This window comes from Streptomyces sp. LaPpAH-108 (assembly GCF_000373625.1).
Classification (GTDB): Bacteria; Actinomycetota; Actinomycetes; order Streptomycetales; family Streptomycetaceae; genus Streptomyces.
Genome location: NZ_KB891995.1, coordinates 649,363 through 665,540, shown reverse-complemented (window position 1 = coordinate 665,540; position 16,178 = coordinate 649,363). Strand labels below are relative to the sequence as shown.

Annotated in this window: 14 protein-coding genes; 4 read left to right on the top strand and 10 right to left on the bottom strand. The window is 70.1% G+C overall.

The features are described 5' to 3' along the window. Window positions 1-89: 89 nt before the first annotated feature. Window positions 90-1,682, bottom strand: a complete 1,593-nt coding sequence (locus B079_RS0122120) for an MDR family MFS transporter (protein WP_018548025.1) — start codon at window positions 1,680-1,682, stop codon at window positions 90-92. A 119-nt stretch (window positions 1,683-1,801) separates the two neighbouring features. On the opposite strand from B079_RS0122120, the gene B079_RS0122115 reads away from it, so the two are divergent. Further along, entirely contained in the window at window positions 1,802-2,404 is a 603-nt protein-coding gene (locus B079_RS0122115; protein ID WP_018548024.1) for a TetR/AcrR family transcriptional regulator, read from the top strand. A 59-nt stretch (window positions 2,405-2,463) separates the two neighbouring features. Here the strand turns inward: B079_RS0122115 and B079_RS0122110 are convergent, their stop codons facing one another. After that, window positions 2,464-3,012, bottom strand: coding sequence for a M23 family metallopeptidase (locus B079_RS0122110; RefSeq protein ID WP_026248937.1), 549 nt, complete (start codon window positions 3,010-3,012; stop codon window positions 2,464-2,466). Between the two features lie 475 nt (window positions 3,013-3,487). On the opposite strand from B079_RS0122110, the gene B079_RS0122105 reads away from it, so the two are divergent. Together B079_RS0122105 and B079_RS0122100 are read left to right on the top strand one after the other, a co-directional pair. Next, window positions 3,488-4,102 (top strand): HAD family acid phosphatase, encoded by a 615-nt coding sequence (locus tag B079_RS0122105; protein WP_018548022.1) that lies wholly within the window; start codon window positions 3,488-3,490, stop codon window positions 4,100-4,102. A 67-nt stretch (window positions 4,103-4,169) separates the two neighbouring features. Further along, window positions 4,170-7,259 (top strand): NACHT domain-containing protein, encoded by a 3,090-nt coding sequence (locus B079_RS0122100; RefSeq protein ID WP_018548021.1) that lies wholly within the window; start codon window positions 4,170-4,172, stop codon window positions 7,257-7,259. 71 nt (window positions 7,260-7,330) lie between these two features. On the opposite strand, the gene B079_RS0122095 is transcribed toward B079_RS0122100, so the two are convergent. Continuing rightward, window positions 7,331-9,859, bottom strand: a complete 2,529-nt coding sequence (locus tag B079_RS0122095) for an ATP-dependent Clp protease ATP-binding subunit (protein ID WP_018548020.1) — start codon at window positions 9,857-9,859, stop codon at window positions 7,331-7,333. A 430-nt stretch (window positions 9,860-10,289) separates the two neighbouring features. On the opposite strand from B079_RS0122095, the gene B079_RS0122090 reads away from it, so the two are divergent. Next, on the top strand, window positions 10,290-10,976 hold the full coding sequence (locus B079_RS0122090) for an SCO3374 family protein (RefSeq protein WP_078496041.1): 687 nt from the start codon (window positions 10,290-10,292) through the stop codon (window positions 10,974-10,976). A gap of 8 nt (window positions 10,977-10,984) precedes the next feature. Here B079_RS0122090 and B079_RS0122085 read toward each other — a convergent pair whose 3' ends face one another. The 7 genes from B079_RS0122085 to nadC form a co-directional block, all read right to left on the bottom strand. Continuing rightward, a complete protein-coding gene (locus tag B079_RS0122085; RefSeq protein WP_018548018.1) occupies window positions 10,985-11,320 on the bottom strand; it encodes a histone-like nucleoid-structuring protein Lsr2 in 336 nt (111 codons plus the stop codon). 203 nt (window positions 11,321-11,523) lie between these two features. Continuing rightward, entirely contained in the window at window positions 11,524-12,075 is a 552-nt protein-coding gene (locus B079_RS0122080; RefSeq protein WP_018548017.1) for an amino-acid N-acetyltransferase, read from the bottom strand. Window positions 12,076-12,084: 9 nt separating this feature from the next. Continuing rightward, the gene (locus B079_RS0122075; RefSeq protein ID WP_026248936.1) at window positions 12,085-12,480 is read right to left on the bottom strand and encodes a BlaI/MecI/CopY family transcriptional regulator; all 396 of its coding nucleotides are present in this window, start codon (window positions 12,478-12,480) and stop codon (window positions 12,085-12,087) included. Window positions 12,481-12,941: 461 nt separating this feature from the next. Continuing rightward, window positions 12,942-13,115 carry a hypothetical protein gene (locus B079_RS35555; RefSeq protein ID WP_026248935.1) on the bottom strand — a complete coding sequence of 58 codons (174 nt, stop codon included), beginning with the start codon at window positions 13,113-13,115 and terminating at the stop codon, window positions 12,942-12,944. Window positions 13,116-13,207: 92 nt separating this feature from the next. Further along, complete coding sequence (locus B079_RS36615) at window positions 13,208-14,260, bottom strand: hypothetical protein (protein WP_420705783.1); 1,053 nt, start codon at window positions 14,258-14,260, stop codon at window positions 13,208-13,210. A gap of 107 nt (window positions 14,261-14,367) precedes the next feature. Continuing rightward, window positions 14,368-15,165: a type III pantothenate kinase gene (locus B079_RS0122060; RefSeq protein ID WP_018548013.1), complete on the bottom strand. Its 798-nt coding sequence runs from the start codon at window positions 15,163-15,165 to the stop codon at window positions 14,368-14,370. 4 nt (window positions 15,166-15,169) lie between these two features. After that, window positions 15,170-16,153, bottom strand: a complete 984-nt coding sequence (gene nadC, locus B079_RS0122055; protein ID WP_026248934.1) for a carboxylating nicotinate-nucleotide diphosphorylase — start codon at window positions 16,151-16,153, stop codon at window positions 15,170-15,172. Between the last annotated feature and the right edge of the window lie 25 nt (window positions 16,154-16,178).

Here is a 16,178-nt window from a genome sequence, read left to right as displayed (position 1 = left end):
GGTGGCACGGGGCACTGACAGTGCCCGGGTACGGCGAAGGCCCCCGGGGCGGACACGCGCCGGGGGCCTTCGGTCTGTGCCGCGGTGGGTCAGACCGCTTCGGCGACGGCGACCGGAGTGGTCTCCGGGCTGTCCGTCTCCGGCTTCTGGGGGCCGCCGCGCAGCGGGACCTCCTTGACGAACAGGGCGCCGATCAGGACCACGACCGCGACCACCGCACCGAGCAGGAACGCGGAGTGGATACCGGCGGAGACCGCGTGCTTGTACGCGTCCTGCACCGGGGCCGGGAGCAGGCGCAGGTGCGCCGCGTCCAGCTGTGCGGACTTCTCGGTGATCTTCCGGGCCATCGCACCGCCGCGCTCGGCCATGGTGTCGTTCACCCGGTTGTTGAACAGCGCGCCCATGACCGCCACGCCGAACGAGGAACCGAGCGTACGGAACAGGGTGGCGGAGGACGAGGCGACGCCCATGTCCTTCATCTCCACGCTGTTCTGCGCGACCAGCATGGTGACCTGCATCAGGCAGCCCATGCCCGCGCCGACCACGGCCATGTAGATGCCGGAGGTCACCCGGGTCGTGTCGACGTCCATGGTCGACATCAAGTAGAGGCCGACGATCATCAGGACGCCGCCCGCGACCGGGAACGCCTTGTAACGGCCGCTGCCCGTGGTGACCCGGCCCGCGACCATGGAGGTCACGAGCATCGCGCCCAGCATCGGCAGGAGCAGCAGGCCGGAGTTGGTCGCGGAGGCGCCCTGCACGGACTGCTGGTAGAGCGGCAGGAAGAGGGTGGCGCCGAACATCACGAAGCCGGTGATGAAGCCGATGACGGCCATCAGGGTGAAGTTGCGGCTCTTGAAGATGTGCAGCGGCAGCACCGGCTCGGCGGCCTTGGTCTGCCAGAACACGAACCCGATCAGCGACACGACGCCGAGCGCGATCAGCTCCATGATGCGCGCGGAGGTCCACGCGTACTGCGTGCCGCCCCAGGTGGTGACGAGCACGATGGCGGTGATGCCGACGGTCAGCAGCACGACACCGAGGTAGTCGATGCCGGCCTTGGCCCGCTTCTTCGGCAGGTGCAGCACGGCGGTGACCAGCGCGAGCGCGACCGCGCCGAGCGGCAGGTTGATGTAGAAGGTCCAGCGCCATCCCCAGTTGTCGGTGATGGTGCCGCCGACCAGCGGGCCGCCGATCATGGCGAGCGCCATGACACCGGCCATCATGCCCTGGTACTTGCCGCGCTCACGGGGCGGGATCAGGTCACCGATGATCGCCATGACGCCGACCATCAGACCACCGGCGCCGAGACCCTGGATGGCACGGAAGCCGATGAGCTGGCCCATGTCCTGGGCCATGCCGCTCAACGCCGAACCGATCAGGAAGATCACGATCGAGGTGAGGAAGGCGCCCTTGCGCCCGAACATGTCGCCGACCTTGCCCCAGACGGGGGTGGAGGCCGCGGTCGCGAGCGTGTAGCCGGTGACCACCCAGGACAGGTGCTCCAGGCCGCCGAGGTCGCCGACGATCGTCGGCATCGCGGTGCCCACGATCATGTTGTCCAGCATCGCGAGCATCATCGCGATCATGAGGGCCATCAGAACGACGCGTACGCTCTTCGGCTGCTTTTCCGGCTCCGCGGGTTTCCCCTGGTCCGCGGGGACCGTCTGTGTGTCCGCCATCTCTCCCACTCCCTTGCGACAGGTACTTACTTGCCGCCCGGCTAGTTCACTACACTGAAGGTAGCCAGTTTACTAGCCGGGCGTCAAGTAAGTTTCCCGGGAGCGCGAGGAGTACGAGGATGGGTGGCACGATGGACGACGGCACCAAGCAGCAGCGCCGCGGCAACACCCGCCAGCGCATCCAGGACGTGGCACTCGAGCTCTTCGCGGAGCAGGGCTACGAGAAGACGTCTCTGCGCGAGATCGCGGAGCGTCTCGACGTGACCAAAGCGGCCCTGTACTACCACTTCAAGACGAAGGAAGAGATCACCGTCAGCCTCTTCCGGGATCTGACGCAACCGATCGAGGACCTGATCGAGTGGGGACAGGGGCAGCCGCACACCCTGGAGACCAAGCAGGAGATCGTCCGGCGCTACAGCGAGGCGCTGGCCGGAGCGGAACCGCTCTTCCGGTTCATGCAGGAGAACCAGGCGACGGTACGGGAACTGCGCATCGGCGAGACCTTCAAGGACCGGATGCGCCGCCTCAGGGACATCATCATCGACCCCGAGGCCCAGCTCACCGACCAGGTCCGCTGCATCAGCGCGCTGTTCACGCTGCACGCGGGGATGTTCGTGATGCAGGACCTGGAGGGCGACGCCGAGAAGAAGCGCCAGGCCGTTCTCGAGGTCGCCGTGGACCTGGTGACGCAGGCGCACGAGGGCGCCCGCGGCAGGCAGTGAACACGGCGCCCTGATGCCAGGGCGCCGTCACGTCACGTCCCGTACGGGACACGGGTGGCTCAGACGTGGACGCCGTGAGCGCGCAGGAAGACGACCGGGTTGACGGCGGAGCCGTAGTTCGGCGTCGTACGGATCTCGAAGTGCAGGTGCGGGCCGGTGGAGTTGCCGGTGCTGCCCGAGAGGGCTATGTGCTGACCGGTCTTGACGACCTGACCGACGCGCACGTCGATGCGGGACAGGTGGGCGTACTGCGAGTACAGGCCGTTGCCGTGCTTGATGACGACGGCGTTGCCGTAGGCGGGACCGTCACCGGCACCGTTCGGACCGGCCTTGACGACCGTGCCGCCGTGCGCCGCGAGGACACTGGTGCCGGTGGGCACCGCGAAGTCCTGACCGCTGTGCTTGTGGGCCCAGTGGCTGCCGGCCTGGGCGAACCCGGCCGAGAGCTTGTAGTGCTGCACCGGGTCGACCCAGGAGGTCGCGGGGGCGGTCGCGGCGCTCGCGACCCCGCCACCCAGCACGGCCGCGGCGCCGACTCCGGCGGCCATGACGGCCACGCGGCTGCGGAGGGACGTACGGGCAGAACGAGACGTGGAACGCTTGAACATCTATACCTCGTGAACTCGGGGGACAGAGAGCCACCCGGCACACGGATGTTTCACCGATTCGCCGGGCGGGACCACACATTGGTAACCCGGCATTCCATTCGCGCTCAAACCCCCCTCACTACGGCAGGGGATAGTAGAACCTGCCAAAAACACCCAACTCTTGACAGAACCCTCCACCCCGGACGCCGACCGCGCCGACATCGCGGTATCACCCAGAGTTCCGGAACGAATGTCCTATTTTGCTCGGATAAGCTTTCCCACTATCTGGTGTAGTAACGGACATTTCGCCTGTGCGCCATGTCACCGACGGCGCTATTCGCCGACCCATCAAATGTGACCCGCGCCTCTGGCCACCTACCCCCCGGTAACCCTACGGTTCCCCTCGCGCCACCCGCTTCGCAGAGCATGTCCCTGACATTTCCGCTCTCCGGGGCCTGCTCCTGCCCCGTACGGACGCGAGAGGAACCCCCCACCGATGACCAGACGCCCCTGGGCACGCCGGACCGCCACCACCGCCGTCTGCCTGGCCGCGCTCACCGCCCTGGCCGCCCCCGCCCAGGCCGCCGAGGCCACTCCCAGGACGGCCGCTGCCGCCGCCGTCGACTACGCCACCTGGCAGCGCGACTGCGCGGCCGTCATGGACCAGGCGCTCCCCTACCTCCAGGACCGCGTCGCCGCCGCCCCCTCCGGGGAGCGCCAGGCGATCGTCTTCGACATCGACAACACCACGCTGGAGACCGACTTCGGCTTCAGCTACCCGCAGCCCGCCAACAAGCCCGTCCTGAACGTCGCCCGCTACGCCCAGGACCACGACGTGGCCCTCTTCTTCGTCACCGCCCGCCCCGGCCTCCTCTACCTCCCCACCCAGTACAACCTCGAACACGACGGCTACGACGTCACCGGCCTCCGCGTCCGCGGCCTCGCCGACCTCTTCAAGGACGTCGCCGCCTACAAGACCGCCCAGCGCGCCGACATCGAGTCCCACGGCTACACGATCATCGCCAACATCGGCAACAGCCCCTCCGACCTCACGGGCGGCCACGCCGAGAAGACCTTCAAACTGCCGGACTACGACGGCCGGCTCTCCTGACAGGGGCCGAAAACCCTGGCTAGGCTCCATCCGTACGTCCGGTGTCATGCGCATACGGGGGTGGCGGATGGAGCCCACGGCCATCGGCGGCAAACTCGCGTCCGGTCTCCTGGTCTCCTTGCTGAAGAAGCTCTTCCCGTCCGACGGCCCGGGCGCTGGGCTGGTCCCGAAGCCGGTACGGCTGAGCGACCGGGTCTCCCTCCACGGTGAGAAGCGGGGACTGGGCGAGAAGGAATTACGCAGGCTCGCCACGCACCTGGTCGACGCGGCGCTGGACCCACCCGGCGAGCCGCCCTTCGCCCGCGACGAGCGGACAGCCGTCACCGAGGCGCTGACCCGCAGGCTGCTCGCCCTCGGCGACATCGACATGGACCTGGTCCAGAGCGCCGGGCTGGACGAGCGCGCACTGGCCGAGCGGCTGGGGCGGGCGGCCCCCGGGCCGGACGGGCTGTCCGGGGACGCCGGGCTGTTCCTGACGGGCGCCACCACGTGGGCCTGCGGCCAGATCCTGGAATTCTTCAGCCGCCGCTCCACCTTTGTCCCCCGCACCGTCGTCGAACAGAGCCGCGCCCAGACCAGAACGGCCGCCGGGGTGGAGGAGCTGCTGACCCGGACCCGCGGGCAGGACACCCAGGACCGCGCCTTCGAGACCTGGTACCTGGCGCACCTGGCCACGAAGCACGGCAAGCTCACGATCTACGGCATCGACCTCACCAATTCACCGGGGCGCTGGCCGCTGGACTCCGCCTATCTGAGCCTGGAGGCGGTCCGGCACGACAGCGAACCGCTCGGCCCGGCCTTCGGCACGGCGCCCGCCGAACCGGTCCGCGTTCCCGCCGACGAGGCACTGGCCGGTCACGACCGGGTCCTGCTGCGCGGCGTCGCGGGCTCGGGCAAGACCACGCTGGTCCAGTGGCTCACCGTGTCGGCCGCGACCGGGCCGACCGGCCGCATGGCCCACCTCTCGGGCCGCGTCCCCTTCGTCCTCCCGCTGCGCACCCTCACCCGGCACGGGGACCGCCTGCCCGCCCCGGCGCGGTTCCTCGGCGCGGTGGGCTGTCCGCTCGACGGGGCGCAGCCGGACGGCTGGGAGCACCGCGTGCTGACCGCCGGGCGCGGCCTCGTCCTGATCGACGGCCTCGACGAGGTGCCGGAACCCGAGCGGGAGCGCGCCCGTGCGTGGCTGCGCGATCTCGCGGACACGTTTCCCGGCAACCACTGGCTCGTCACCTCCCGGCCCTCGGCCGTGGGCGACGAGTGGCTGGCCGAGGACGGGTTCACGGAGCTGGTCCTCTCCGCGATGAGCCCCTCGGACGTCGCCTCCTTCATCCGCCGCTGGCACCGGGCCGCCGAGACGGGCGTACCGGAGGAGGACCAGCTGCTCGCCGCGTACCGGGACCAGCTGCTGGACGCGGTACGCACCAAGCCCGACCTGGGCCGCCTCGCCACCAACCCGCTGATGTGCGGCCTCATCTGCGCCCTGCACCGCGACCGGCGCGGCTATCTCCCGCACGGCCGCAAGGAACTGTACGAGTCCGCGCTCTCCATGCTGCTCACCCGCCGCGACCGCGAACGGGACATGGCCGTGCCCGAGCTGAGCGAGGAACCCCAGCTCCAGCTCCTGCAACGACTCGCCTACTGGCTGATCCGCAACGGGCGCACGGAACTGGACCGGGACCGGGCGGAGAGCATCATCGCCGAGACACTTCCGGCGGTACCGGCAGCGTCGGCGCTCGGAGACGCTGCCTCGGTCCTGCGCCACTTCCTGGTCCGCACCGGACTGCTCCTCACCCCCGCCCCCGACACCCTCCACTTCGTCCACCGCACCTTCCAGGACTTCCTCGGCGCCCGCGCCGCCGTCGAAGCGGGCGACTTCGGCCTCCTCGCCGAGCACGCCTGCGACGACCAGTGGTCCGACGTGATCCGCATGGCCGTGGCCCAGGCACGCCCCCGGGAACGGGCGGAACTGCTGAGCCTGCTGGCGTCGAACCCGGACAAGCGGGCCCATCTGCTCGCGATGGCCTGCCTGGAGCACGCGACGGAACTGGACCCTTCGATACGCCTCACGGTCCAGAACCTGGCGAGAAACTTGCTGCCGCCCCGGACGCTGGAAGAAGCCAAGGAACTGGCCCTCGCGGGCCCCCTGGTCCTGGAACTGCTGCCGGGGCCCGAGGGACTGTCGGACAGGGAGGCCGAGGCGGTGACCGTCACGGCAGCCCTGGTCGGCACGGACGCGGCCGTGCCGCTGCTGAAGCGGTACGTCGACCATCCTTCCTTTTGGGTGCGATTCCACCTGACGCGGGCCTGGGACCGCTTCGACCCGATCGGGTACGCCGCCGAAGTGCTTGCTCACCTGGACACCGAGGATTTTCTCGTCAAGGTGACCTCTCCGGAAACCTTGTGCGCTCTTCCCCGGCTCGACCCGCAGGCTCAGCTGGCATTCGCGGGGCCGCACCACCTGACAGACATCATCCGGGCGCTTCCGGAGGGGGTGCGCAGAATCGACGTGTCAGAGAATCCGCTGATTCGGGATCTCCGGCCATTCGCCACCCTGGGATCACTCGATCACATCAGCCTGACAGGTTGTCCGGGAGTAGCCGACCTTTCCCCGCTGGCGCATCTGGGGCTTACCGGCTTGTATCTGCACGGCCTGGGCGAGATCTCGGGACTGGCCCGACTCACTACCTTGCGAAGTCTCTCGCTACCGAGCGAACTGGCCGCAGGTCTGCGGAATCTGCCTCGTGATGCCCCACTGACCTCACTGAACCTGCCCGGCGATGCGTTACCGGCCGGCAGTCTCCACGGGCTCTCTCAATGGCCGACCCTCCAGCGTCTGCGGCTGTTCTGCGGAGTCGTTTCGTTCGATGCCGAAGACTGGTCCGAACTCGCCTCGCACCCGGCTCTCACCGCGCTGGCCCTCCCCGCGCAGGCCGCTGAACAGTGGGCGGGCGCCCTTGAGCTGTCAGGCATCCAGACGCTGGAGGTGTTCGACGTCCGAGGCGATGAGGATCTGTCCGCCCTGGGCAGGCTGTGTCCGAACCTGAAGAGTGTGGATCTCACGGCTTCGGGCGCCGTAGCACTGGATCGGAGCGCGTACGGCCAGGACTTCCCAGGCATCGGGATAACGACCACACACGCCCGCAACCTCCCCTTCTGACGAACGCCGAAAGGGCCGGTGCTCGAAAAGCACCGGCCCTTTCGGGGTTTTTCAGGCGAGCCCCCGGAGGGTCACGCCTCCTTGCTCAGGTTCGGGCCCGCTCCACCGGCCGCCTGCTCGATCGGCGGGGCGTCCGGGAGGGCAGCCTTTTCCTCGCCTCGGAAGGTGAAGGTCTGGTTCTCGCCTTCGCCCTCCGTGTCCACGACCACGATGTGGCCGGGGCGCAGCTCGCCGAAGAGGATCTTCTCCGAGAGGGTGTCCTCGACCTCGCGCTGGATCGTGCGACGCAGTGGACGCGCGCCCAGCACCGGGTCGTAGCCCTTCTTGGAGAGCAGCTCCTTGGCGGACTGGGAGAGCTCGATGCCCATGTCCCGGTCCTTCAGGCGCTCGTCGACCTTGCTGATCATCAGGTCGACGATCCGGAGGATGTCGGCCTGGGTCAGCTGCGGGAAGACGACCACGTCGTCGACGCGGTTGAGGAACTCGGGACGGAAGTGCTGCTTCAGCTCGTCCGAGACCTTGTTCTTCATGCGCTCGTAGTTGGTCTTCGTGTCGCCGGAGGCGGCGAAGCCCAGGTTGAAGCCCTTGGAGATGTCCCGCGTGCCGAGGTTGGTCGTCATGATGATGACCGTGTTCTTGAAGTCCACGACCCGGCCCTGGGAGTCGGTCAGGCGACCGTCCTCCAGGATCTGCAGCAGCGAGTTGAAGATGTCCGGGTGGGCCTTCTCGACCTCGTCGAAGAGGACCACGGAGAACGGCTTGCGGCGCACCTTCTCGGTGAGCTGGCCGCCCTCCTCGTAGCCCACGTAGCCGGGGGGCGAACCGAAGAGCCGCGAGACCGTGTGCTTCTCGCTGAACTCCGACATGTCGAGGGAGATCAGCGCGTCCTCGTCACCGAAGAGGAACTCGGCGAGCGCCTTGGACAGCTCGGTCTTACCGACACCGGACGGACCGGCGAAGATGAACGAGCCACCGGGACGCTTCGGGTCCTTCAGACCGGCACGCGTACGACGGATCGCCTTCGACAGCGCCTTGACGGCGTCGACCTGGCCGATGACGCGCTTGTGCAGCTCGTCCTCCATGCGCAGCAGACGCGAGGACTCCTCCTCGGTCAGCTTGAAGACCGGGATGCCGGTGGCGGTCGCGAGGACCTCGGCGATCAGCTCGCCGTCGACCTCGGCGACGACGTCCATGTCGCCGGCCTTCCACTCCTTCTCGCGCTTGGCCTTGGCGGCCAGGAGCTGCTTCTCCTTGTCGCGCAGGGAGGCGGCCTTCTCGAAGTCCTGCGAGTCGATCGCGGACTCCTTGTCCCGGCGGACACCGGCGATCTTCTCGTCGAACTCGCGCAGGTCCGGCGGCGCGGTCATCCGGCGGATGCGCATCCTCGATCCGGCCTCGTCGATCAGGTCGATCGCCTTGTCCGGCAGGAAGCGGTCCGAGATGTACCGGTCGGCCAGGGTGGCGGCCTGGACCAGCGCCTCGTCGGTGATCGAGACGCGGTGGTGCGCCTCGTACCGGTCGCGCAGACCCTTGAGGATCTCGATCGTGTGCGGCAGCGACGGCTCCGCGACCTGGATGGGCTGGAAACGGCGCTCCAGGGCCGCGTCCTTCTCCAGGTGCTTGCGGTACTCGTCCAGCGTGGTCGCACCGATGGTCTGCAGCTCACCACGGGCCAGCATCGGCTTGAGGATGGAGGCGGCGTCGATCGCGCCCTCGGCGGCGCCCGCACCGACCAGCGTGTGCAGCTCGTCGATGAACAGGATGATGTCGCCGCGGGTGCGGATCTCCTTGAGCACCTTCTTCAGGCGCTCCTCGAAGTCACCGCGGTAGCGCGAGCCGGCGACCAGGGCACCGAGGTCCAGGGTGTAGAGGTGCTTGTCCTTGAGGGTCTCGGGCACCTCGCCCTTGACGATGGCCTGGGCGAGGCCCTCGACGACGGCGGTCTTGCCGACGCCGGGCTCACCGATCAGCACCGGGTTGTTCTTGGTGCGGCGGGACAGCACCTGCATGACCCGCTCGATCTCCTTCTCGCGCCCGATCACCGGGTCGAGCTTGGTCTCACGAGCAGCCTGGGTGAGGTTCCGGCCGAACTGGTCCAGGACGAGGGAGGTCGAGGGCGTGCCCTCGGCCGGACCGCCCGCGGTGGCCGCCTCCTTGCCGCCCTGGTAACCGGAGAGCAGCTGGATGACCTGCTGCCGCACCCGGTTGAGGTCTGCGCCCAGCTTGACCAGGACCTGGGCAGCGACGCCCTCGCCCTCACGGATCAGGCCGAGCAGGATGTGCTCCGTGCCGATGTAGTTGTGGCCCAGCTGAAGGGCCTCGCGGAGCGACAGCTCCAGGACCTTCTTGGCACGGGGGGTGAAGGGGATGTGCCCGGACGGGGCCTGCTGGCCCTGCCCGATGATCTCCTCCACCTGCTGGCGGACCGCCTCAAGCGAAATGCCGAGGCTCTCCAGGGCCTTAGCGGCGACACCTTCACCCTCGTGGATGAGACCCAGGAGGATGTGCTCGGTGCCGATGTAGTTGTGGTTGAGCATCCGGGCTTCTTCCTGAGCCAGGACGACAACCCGCCGCGCGCGGTCGGTGAACCTCTCGAACATCGTTAATCGCTCCTCAGAGCGGTCAGGCAGTGGGGGGAACTTCCCCTCCCTGTCCTTCCGCAGCTTAGTCCCGCAAGCGGGGACCGCTCATTCCAACTGCCGACACCGTCGATGGCCTCCTGACCCCTGACGCCGACATCTGCTCCAACCCGATGGTGCGAGACGATGTTCCCGCAGGCCAGGCAGTTACCCCAGTCGCCAGTACGCCGTTGGCGAACGTGAGACGCCCCGTTCTGCGTGTCGCCCCCTCCCACTAGGCATGTCTTACCCGCAGGGACCGACAGTCCATGCCGCGCACGCCCCATCCCTCCGCTATGGGCGAACAACCTTGTGCCACCGTGCGCTCCCGCGCACTCCCCTTCGGCAGACGCTGCGGGATCATCCGGCTGCCCAGCGTAACCAGCGGGCGCGCTGCGGGGTTGCTCCGGACATGTCCTCGGTGCTTCCCGCGTCCGCGATTCCCGGCCCCCGGCGTCCGTCCCCCGGCTCCGGCCCCGCGAGGGGTGCGGCGCCCGGTGCGGACCGCCACTGGTACGAGGGGGTGCTGGGCTGGCCGACGGCTCCCGGCAGGCCGCTGCGGCTGCTGACGGGGGTGCGGTTCGACGCGCTGGACGTACCGGCCGAGGCGGGCGCTGCCGCGCTGCGGCATCTGGGGCCGTACTCACCGGTGGCCCGCTGCGGCGACCGGATGCTGTTCCTGGTGGCCGCGGGCGCGGCGGAGGAGCTGCCGGGGCTCCTCGAGTGGCTGGAGTGGGGGCCGCTGGCGCCGGATCTGCGGGCGCTGGGCGCGGGCGGCCTCATGACGGCACCGGTGCCGCCCGGACCCGCCCCCGAGGGGACGCGGCGGCGGCCCGACGCGACGCGGGGGACCGCCGTGTGGCTGCGGCCCCCCGGTCCGGGCCGCCGGGCCGAGACCGCGCTGCCGGCGCTGCCCGCCGTGGGAGGCACCGGGGGCGCTCCCGATCTCGTACGGCTCGTGGGCACGGTCGCGGCGGAGTGCCACCGCGTCCGGCTGCGGCGCGCGGGCGCCGGGCCGGACGGCCGCGCGCGGGCCCGGCCGTCGGGCCACCAGCTGTCGGGCCCCTGGCCGTCGAGCCGTCGGCCGTCGGGCCTGTGACGGGCGGATCAGCCGTTGGCCTTCTCGTACGCCTCACGGATGGAGGCGGGGACGCGGCCCCGGTCGTTCACGTCGTAGCCGTTCTCCTTGGCCCAGGCGCGGATCGCCGCGGTGTCCTGGTTGCCACCGGAAGAGGCGCGGGACTTTCCGCGGCCCGCGGAGGAACGGCCACCGGTACGACGGCCACCCTGGACATACGGACCGAGAAGGTCGCGCAGCTTGTCCGCATTGGCGGTCGTCAGATCGATCTCGTAAGTCTTGCCGTCCAGCGCGAACGTCACCGTCTCGTCCGCCTCGCCGCCGTCGAGGTCGTCGACAAGAAGGACCTGAACCTTCTGTGCCACGGGATTTCCTTTCATCGATAACGTGAGTGCGGGGAGGTGCGCGGCGCTGCCGTTTAGCCGCCCCTGTTATATGCAGTGCTGCAGTACGCCGGAAAGCAAACCGCTTTTGCCGGAAAAACACAAACCCTCGGGGAGAGGGGTACGGAGGCGGGCCCGTCCGGAAACGTGCGCGTTTCGGACATAGGGAACCGGGGCAATGGCGATCACAGATGCAGAAGCATCCGGCTGTTGCCCAAGGTGTTCGGTTTCACTCGTTCGAGACCGAGGAACTCGGCGACACCCTCGTCATAGGAGCGCATCAGCTCCGCGTACACATCGGTGTCGACGGGAGTCTCACCGATCTCGGTGAAGCCGTGCTTGGTGAAGAAGTCGACTTCGAAGGTCAGACAGAAAACGCGGCGAACACCGAGCCGGCGCGCGGTCTGGAGCAACTTCTCCAGCACGCGGTGGCCCACTCCCGAGCCCTTCAGGCCGGGCTGGACGGCGAGAGTGCGGACTTCCGCGAGGTCTTCCCACATGACGTGCAGGGCGCCGCAGCCGACGACCTCGGCGTTGTCGTCGCGTTCCGCGACCCAGAACTCCTGGATGTCCTCGTAAAGCGTGACCGTGGCTTTGTCGAGCAGGATGCGCTCGTCCGCGTAGAGGTCGAGGAGTCGGCGTACAGCGGGAACATCGCTGGTCCGGGCGCGGCGGACGGTGACCGCTTTCCCGGGGCCGGTGGCTTTCCCGGGGACTTCGGGGCGCTCTGCTGACATGAGCGGACGCTATCGCCCGTCGGTGTCCTCCGCCGAACCGGGGTTCTCCTCTCGGGGAGCTTCCCTGGGTTCGCGTGTTTCCGGTCCCTGGACGATACGGATGGCGTCACTGAGTGCCTGGCGTTGTTCCTCGCTCATCATGCCGAAGAAGGCGACGAGAGCGGCTGCGGGGTTGTCGCTCTGGGACCAGGCGTCGTTCATGAGCGCGGCGGCGTAGGCGGGGCGGGTGGAGACGGCCTCGTATCGATAGGCGCGGCCTTCCGCCTCGCGGCGCACCCAGCCCTTCTGATGGAGATTGTCCAAAACGGTCATGACCGTGGTGTACGCGATGGAGCGTTCCCGCTGGAGGTCTTCCAGGACTTCTCGAACGGTCACCGGGCGGTTCCACTTCCACACCCGCGTCATGACTGCGTCTTCGAGTTCTCCCAATGGGCGAGGCACGCTCAGAACAATAGTGGGAGATCCCGCCAATGGCGTGCGGGACGTGCGTTTGGGTGGGAAACGGGCGCAAAAGGTACGCGAATGCCTGCGGCGCCTTGGCGGGGATGCGGCGCGGTGACTCGGGCGGGGTGGCGCGGGTCGGGCGTCCGGGGCGGCCTTGAGGGCAGCCTCGGCGTGAGCCGACGGCGCCTTCCCCTCCTGCCTGGCAGCGCGTGCCTGCGGCGCGGGGAGGGGGCCGTGTGCGGCGGCGACTCGGGCGGGTGCGGCGCGAGTGTGCCTGCGGCGCGGGGAGAGGGTGTGACGCGGGTCAGGCGTCCGGGGCGGCCTTGAGGGCAGCCTCGGCGTGAGCCGACGGCGTCTTTCCCCGCTGCCCGGCAGCGCGTGCCTACGGCGCGGGGGAGGGAGTGTGACGTGTGACGCGCGGGTCAGGCGTCCGGGGCGGCCTGGCGGGTGTTCTCCGCGCGGGCCAGTGCCGCGTCCACCGCGGCGTCTTCCTTGCTCTTGGCGGCGCCGCCCTGGGTCTTCACGATCACCCGGACCACACCGATGAACAACGCGGCCATGACGACCGGGGGAACGAGCGCGGAGACGTAATCCATGCGACCAGAGTAGCCAGCCGGGGCGGGCCGTACGGGGCGGGGGCACCGCTGCCCCCGGAGGGTGTCCTCCGGGGGCAGCGGTGGGGTGCGGGTCAGCCCGCCGCGAGCTGCTCGGACGTCGGGTCCGGGGGTGTCGTGGGCTTGCGGGGCGGGAAGACCTCGCCGGGTGTCGGGACCGGCCGCTTCGGCTGTTCGGGTTCCGTGGCCGGGCGCTCGGGCGCGGGGGCCCCGGGCTTACGTCCCGGCTTGCCCGGCTCGGCCGCGCCGCCGGGCAGCGCCAGCAGCCGCGTCCGCGAGACGGGCAGCTCGATCACGGCGGGCACGAGCGCGGCGGCCGGAAGCTCCGAGGCCAGGATCGCGGCGGCCGGAACCCCGGGAACCGGGGCGGCGGGCGCCGCGAGCGCGGAGGACGCCACCAGGGCGGCGGGAACCGCGAGGGGCGGGGCAGGAGCCGGGACGACCGGGACCGGGCCAGTGGCGGAGGCTCCTGGCCCTCCCGCACCCGCAGAAGCCGGGAGCGCCGGGGCTTCTGGGCTCGGGGGCGTGGAGGACAGCACCGCCGAAGCCGTACCCACGGGAGCCTGGGCCGCCAGGGAGGGGTCTGCGGCGGACGTTCCCGGCTCCGGCGCGCCCGCGCAAGCCGGGGCCGCCGGAGCCGGGAGCGCTGGGGTTTTCGGGCTCGGGGGTGTGGAGGGCGGCGCCGTCGGAGTCGTGTCCTCGGAAGTGGGCGGCGCGCCCGGGGCCCGTACCCCCGCCGCCGGGCCCTGTTGCTGGTTCGGGACTCCTCGGCAGTGGGCCAGGAGGGTGGCGGCCTGGGGGTTGCCGCTGAGGGCCTTCAGGGCGGCCAGGTCGTCGGGGGTGGGGCGGTGGCCGGTGTCGAGGGCTTCCGCCAGGAGGGAGAGGTAGCCGGTCGCCGTGGCCGGGAGGGCCGCTCGGTAGCGGCCGAGGTCGGCCAGCAGGAAGGCGCGCAGCCGGGCCGCTTCGTCCAGGGCCTCGTCGAGCGACTCGGCGAGGCGGAAACAGTCCTGGACGTCCTCGGCCGAGGCGGTTCCGGGGTGGAGGGCGAGGGCGAGGGCACGGCGGAGCACGCGCAGCTCCTCCGCGCCGAACGCCATGCCGCCGCGAGATCCGTATGGCGTGGGCATGGGGCGACGGTAGCTCTAATCGGACAAAAGTGACGAAACACAGCGTTGTGTCGACGCGTGTCGTGCCCGGTTTCCTCCGGCCGGCGCCGCATCCGGCGCCGGCCCCCTCACCTGCGCGGGATGTTGCGCTCGTAGACCAGCCGCAGCCCGATCAGCGTCAGCCAGGGCTCGTGCTCGTCGATCACCGAGGACTCGCCGAGCACCATGGGCGCGAGCCCGCCCGTGGCGATCACCGTGACGTCGTCCGGATCGTCGGCCAGTTCGCGGGCCATCCGGGTGACGACGCCGTCGACCTGGCCCGCGAAGCCGTAGACGATGCCGGACTGCATGGCCTCCACGGTGCTCTTGCCGATCACGTTGCGCGGCCGGGCCACCTCGATCTTGCGCAGCTGGGCCGCCTTGACGCCCAGGGCCTCCACCGAGATCTCGATGCCGGGCGCGATCACCCCGCCGACGTACTCCCCGCGCGCGGAGACCGCGTCGAAGGTGGTCGCCGTGCCGAAGTCGACGACGATCGCCGGGCCGCCGTACAGCTCGTTCGCGGCGACCGTGTTGATGATCCGGTCGGCACCGACCTCCTTGGGGTTGTCGAACTGCACCGGCACGCCCGTCTTGACGCCGGGCTCGACCAGGACCGAGGGCACGTCGCCGTAGTAGCGCCGGGTGACCTCGCGCAGCTCGTGCAGCACCGACGGGACGGTGGCGCAGATCGCGATGCCGGTGATGCCGTCGCCCAGGCCGCTGCCGAGCAGCGGGTGGCTGCCCATCAGCCCGCGCAGCAGCACCGCCAGCTCGTCGGCCGTGCGGCGCGGGTCGGTGGACACCCGCCAGTGCTCGACGATGTCCTCGCCGTCGAAGAGACCGAGGACGGTGTGGGTGTTGCCGACGTCGATCGTGAGCAGCATCCCGTCACTCCGCCGCGCGCAGGTCCAGGCCGATGTCCAGGACCGGCGCGGAGTGGGTGAGGGCGCCGACGGCCAGGAAGTCCACCCCGGTCTCGGCGTACGCGCGCGCGTTCTCCAGCGTGAGCCGGCCCGACGCCTCCAGCTGGGCACGCCCGCCGACGAGCGCGACGGCCTCCTCGCACTCCCCCGGCGTGAAGTTGTCCAGCAGGATCAGGTCGGCGCCCGCGTCCACGACCTCGCGCAGCTGGTGCAGGGTGTCCACCTCGACCTCGACGGGCACGTCCGGGAACGCCTCCCGTACGGCCTTGAACGCCTCGGCGACGCCGCCCGCGGCGACCACGTGGTTGTCCTTGACGAGGGCCGCGTCGGACAGCGACATGCGGTGGTTGACGCCGCCGCCGCAGCGCACCGCGTACTTCTCCAGGGAGCGCAGGCCCGGGGTGGTCTTGCGGGTGTCGCGGACCCGGGTGCGGCTGCCCTCCAGCAGGTCGGCCCACGCGCGCGTGGCGGTGGCGATGCCGGAGAGGCGGCCGAGGATGTTCAGCGCGCTGCGCTCGGCGGTGAGCAGGTCGCGGGTGCGGGCGGTGACGGTGAGCAGCTTCTGCCCGGCCTCGACCAGGTCGCCGTCCTCGACGTGCCGCTCGACCTCGAACTCGTCCTCGCAGACCACGGAGAGCACGGCCTCCGCGATCCTGAGGCCCGCCACGACGCCCGTCTCGCGCGCGGTGAAGTCACCGGTGGCGCGCGCGTCCTCGGGGATGGTCGCGACGGTGGTCACGTCGACACCGCCCGCCAGGTCCTCCTGGACCGCGACGTTGGCGATGTCCTCGACCTCGACCGGGTCGAGCCCGGCGGCGGCCAGCAGTTCGGCGAGCGCGGGGTCGAGCCCGCACTCCAGGTACTCCTCGTCCTCCTCGCCGCCCGCGCCGCAGGCGCAGCCGTCACCGCAGCCGCCGGTGGGGGCGAGGGGAAGGTCTTCGGTGCTCACGTTCGTCACTGCTCCTGGGGACGGG

Excerpts from the sequence above, each read along its gene's own strand:
- B079_RS0122100 (WP_018548021.1), top strand. The coding sequence starts at position 4,170 with ATGGAGCCCACGGCCATCGGCGGCAAACTCGCGTCCGGTCTCCTGGTC.
- B079_RS0122110 (WP_026248937.1), bottom strand. The coding sequence starts at position 3,012 with ATGTTCAAGCGTTCCACGTCTCGTTCTGCCCGTACGTCCCTCCGCAGC.
- B079_RS0122105 (WP_018548022.1), top strand. The coding sequence starts at position 3,488 with ATGACCAGACGCCCCTGGGCACGCCGGACCGCCACCACCGCCGTCTGC.
- B079_RS0122115 (WP_018548024.1), top strand. The coding sequence starts at position 1,802 with ATGGGTGGCACGATGGACGACGGCACCAAGCAGCAGCGCCGCGGCAAC.
- B079_RS35555 (WP_026248935.1), bottom strand. The coding sequence starts at position 13,115 with ATGGATTACGTCTCCGCGCTCGTTCCCCCGGTCGTCATGGCCGCGTTG.
- B079_RS0122090 (WP_078496041.1), top strand. The coding sequence starts at position 10,290 with ATGTCCTCGGTGCTTCCCGCGTCCGCGATTCCCGGCCCCCGGCGTCCG.
- B079_RS0122095 (WP_018548020.1), bottom strand. The coding sequence starts at position 9,859 with ATGTTCGAGAGGTTCACCGACCGCGCGCGGCGGGTTGTCGTCCTGGCT.
- B079_RS0122075 (WP_026248936.1), bottom strand. The coding sequence starts at position 12,480 with ATGACGCGGGTGTGGAAGTGGAACCGCCCGGTGACCGTTCGAGAAGTC.
- B079_RS0122080 (WP_018548017.1), bottom strand. The coding sequence starts at position 12,075 with ATGTCAGCAGAGCGCCCCGAAGTCCCCGGGAAAGCCACCGGCCCCGGG.
- B079_RS0122120 (WP_018548025.1), bottom strand. The coding sequence starts at position 1,682 with ATGGCGGACACACAGACGGTCCCCGCGGACCAGGGGAAACCCGCGGAG.
- B079_RS36615 (WP_420705783.1), bottom strand. The coding sequence starts at position 14,260 with ATGCCCACGCCATACGGATCTCGCGGCGGCATGGCGTTCGGCGCGGAG.
- B079_RS0122060 (WP_018548013.1), bottom strand. The coding sequence starts at position 15,165 with ATGCTGCTCACGATCGACGTCGGCAACACCCACACCGTCCTCGGTCTC.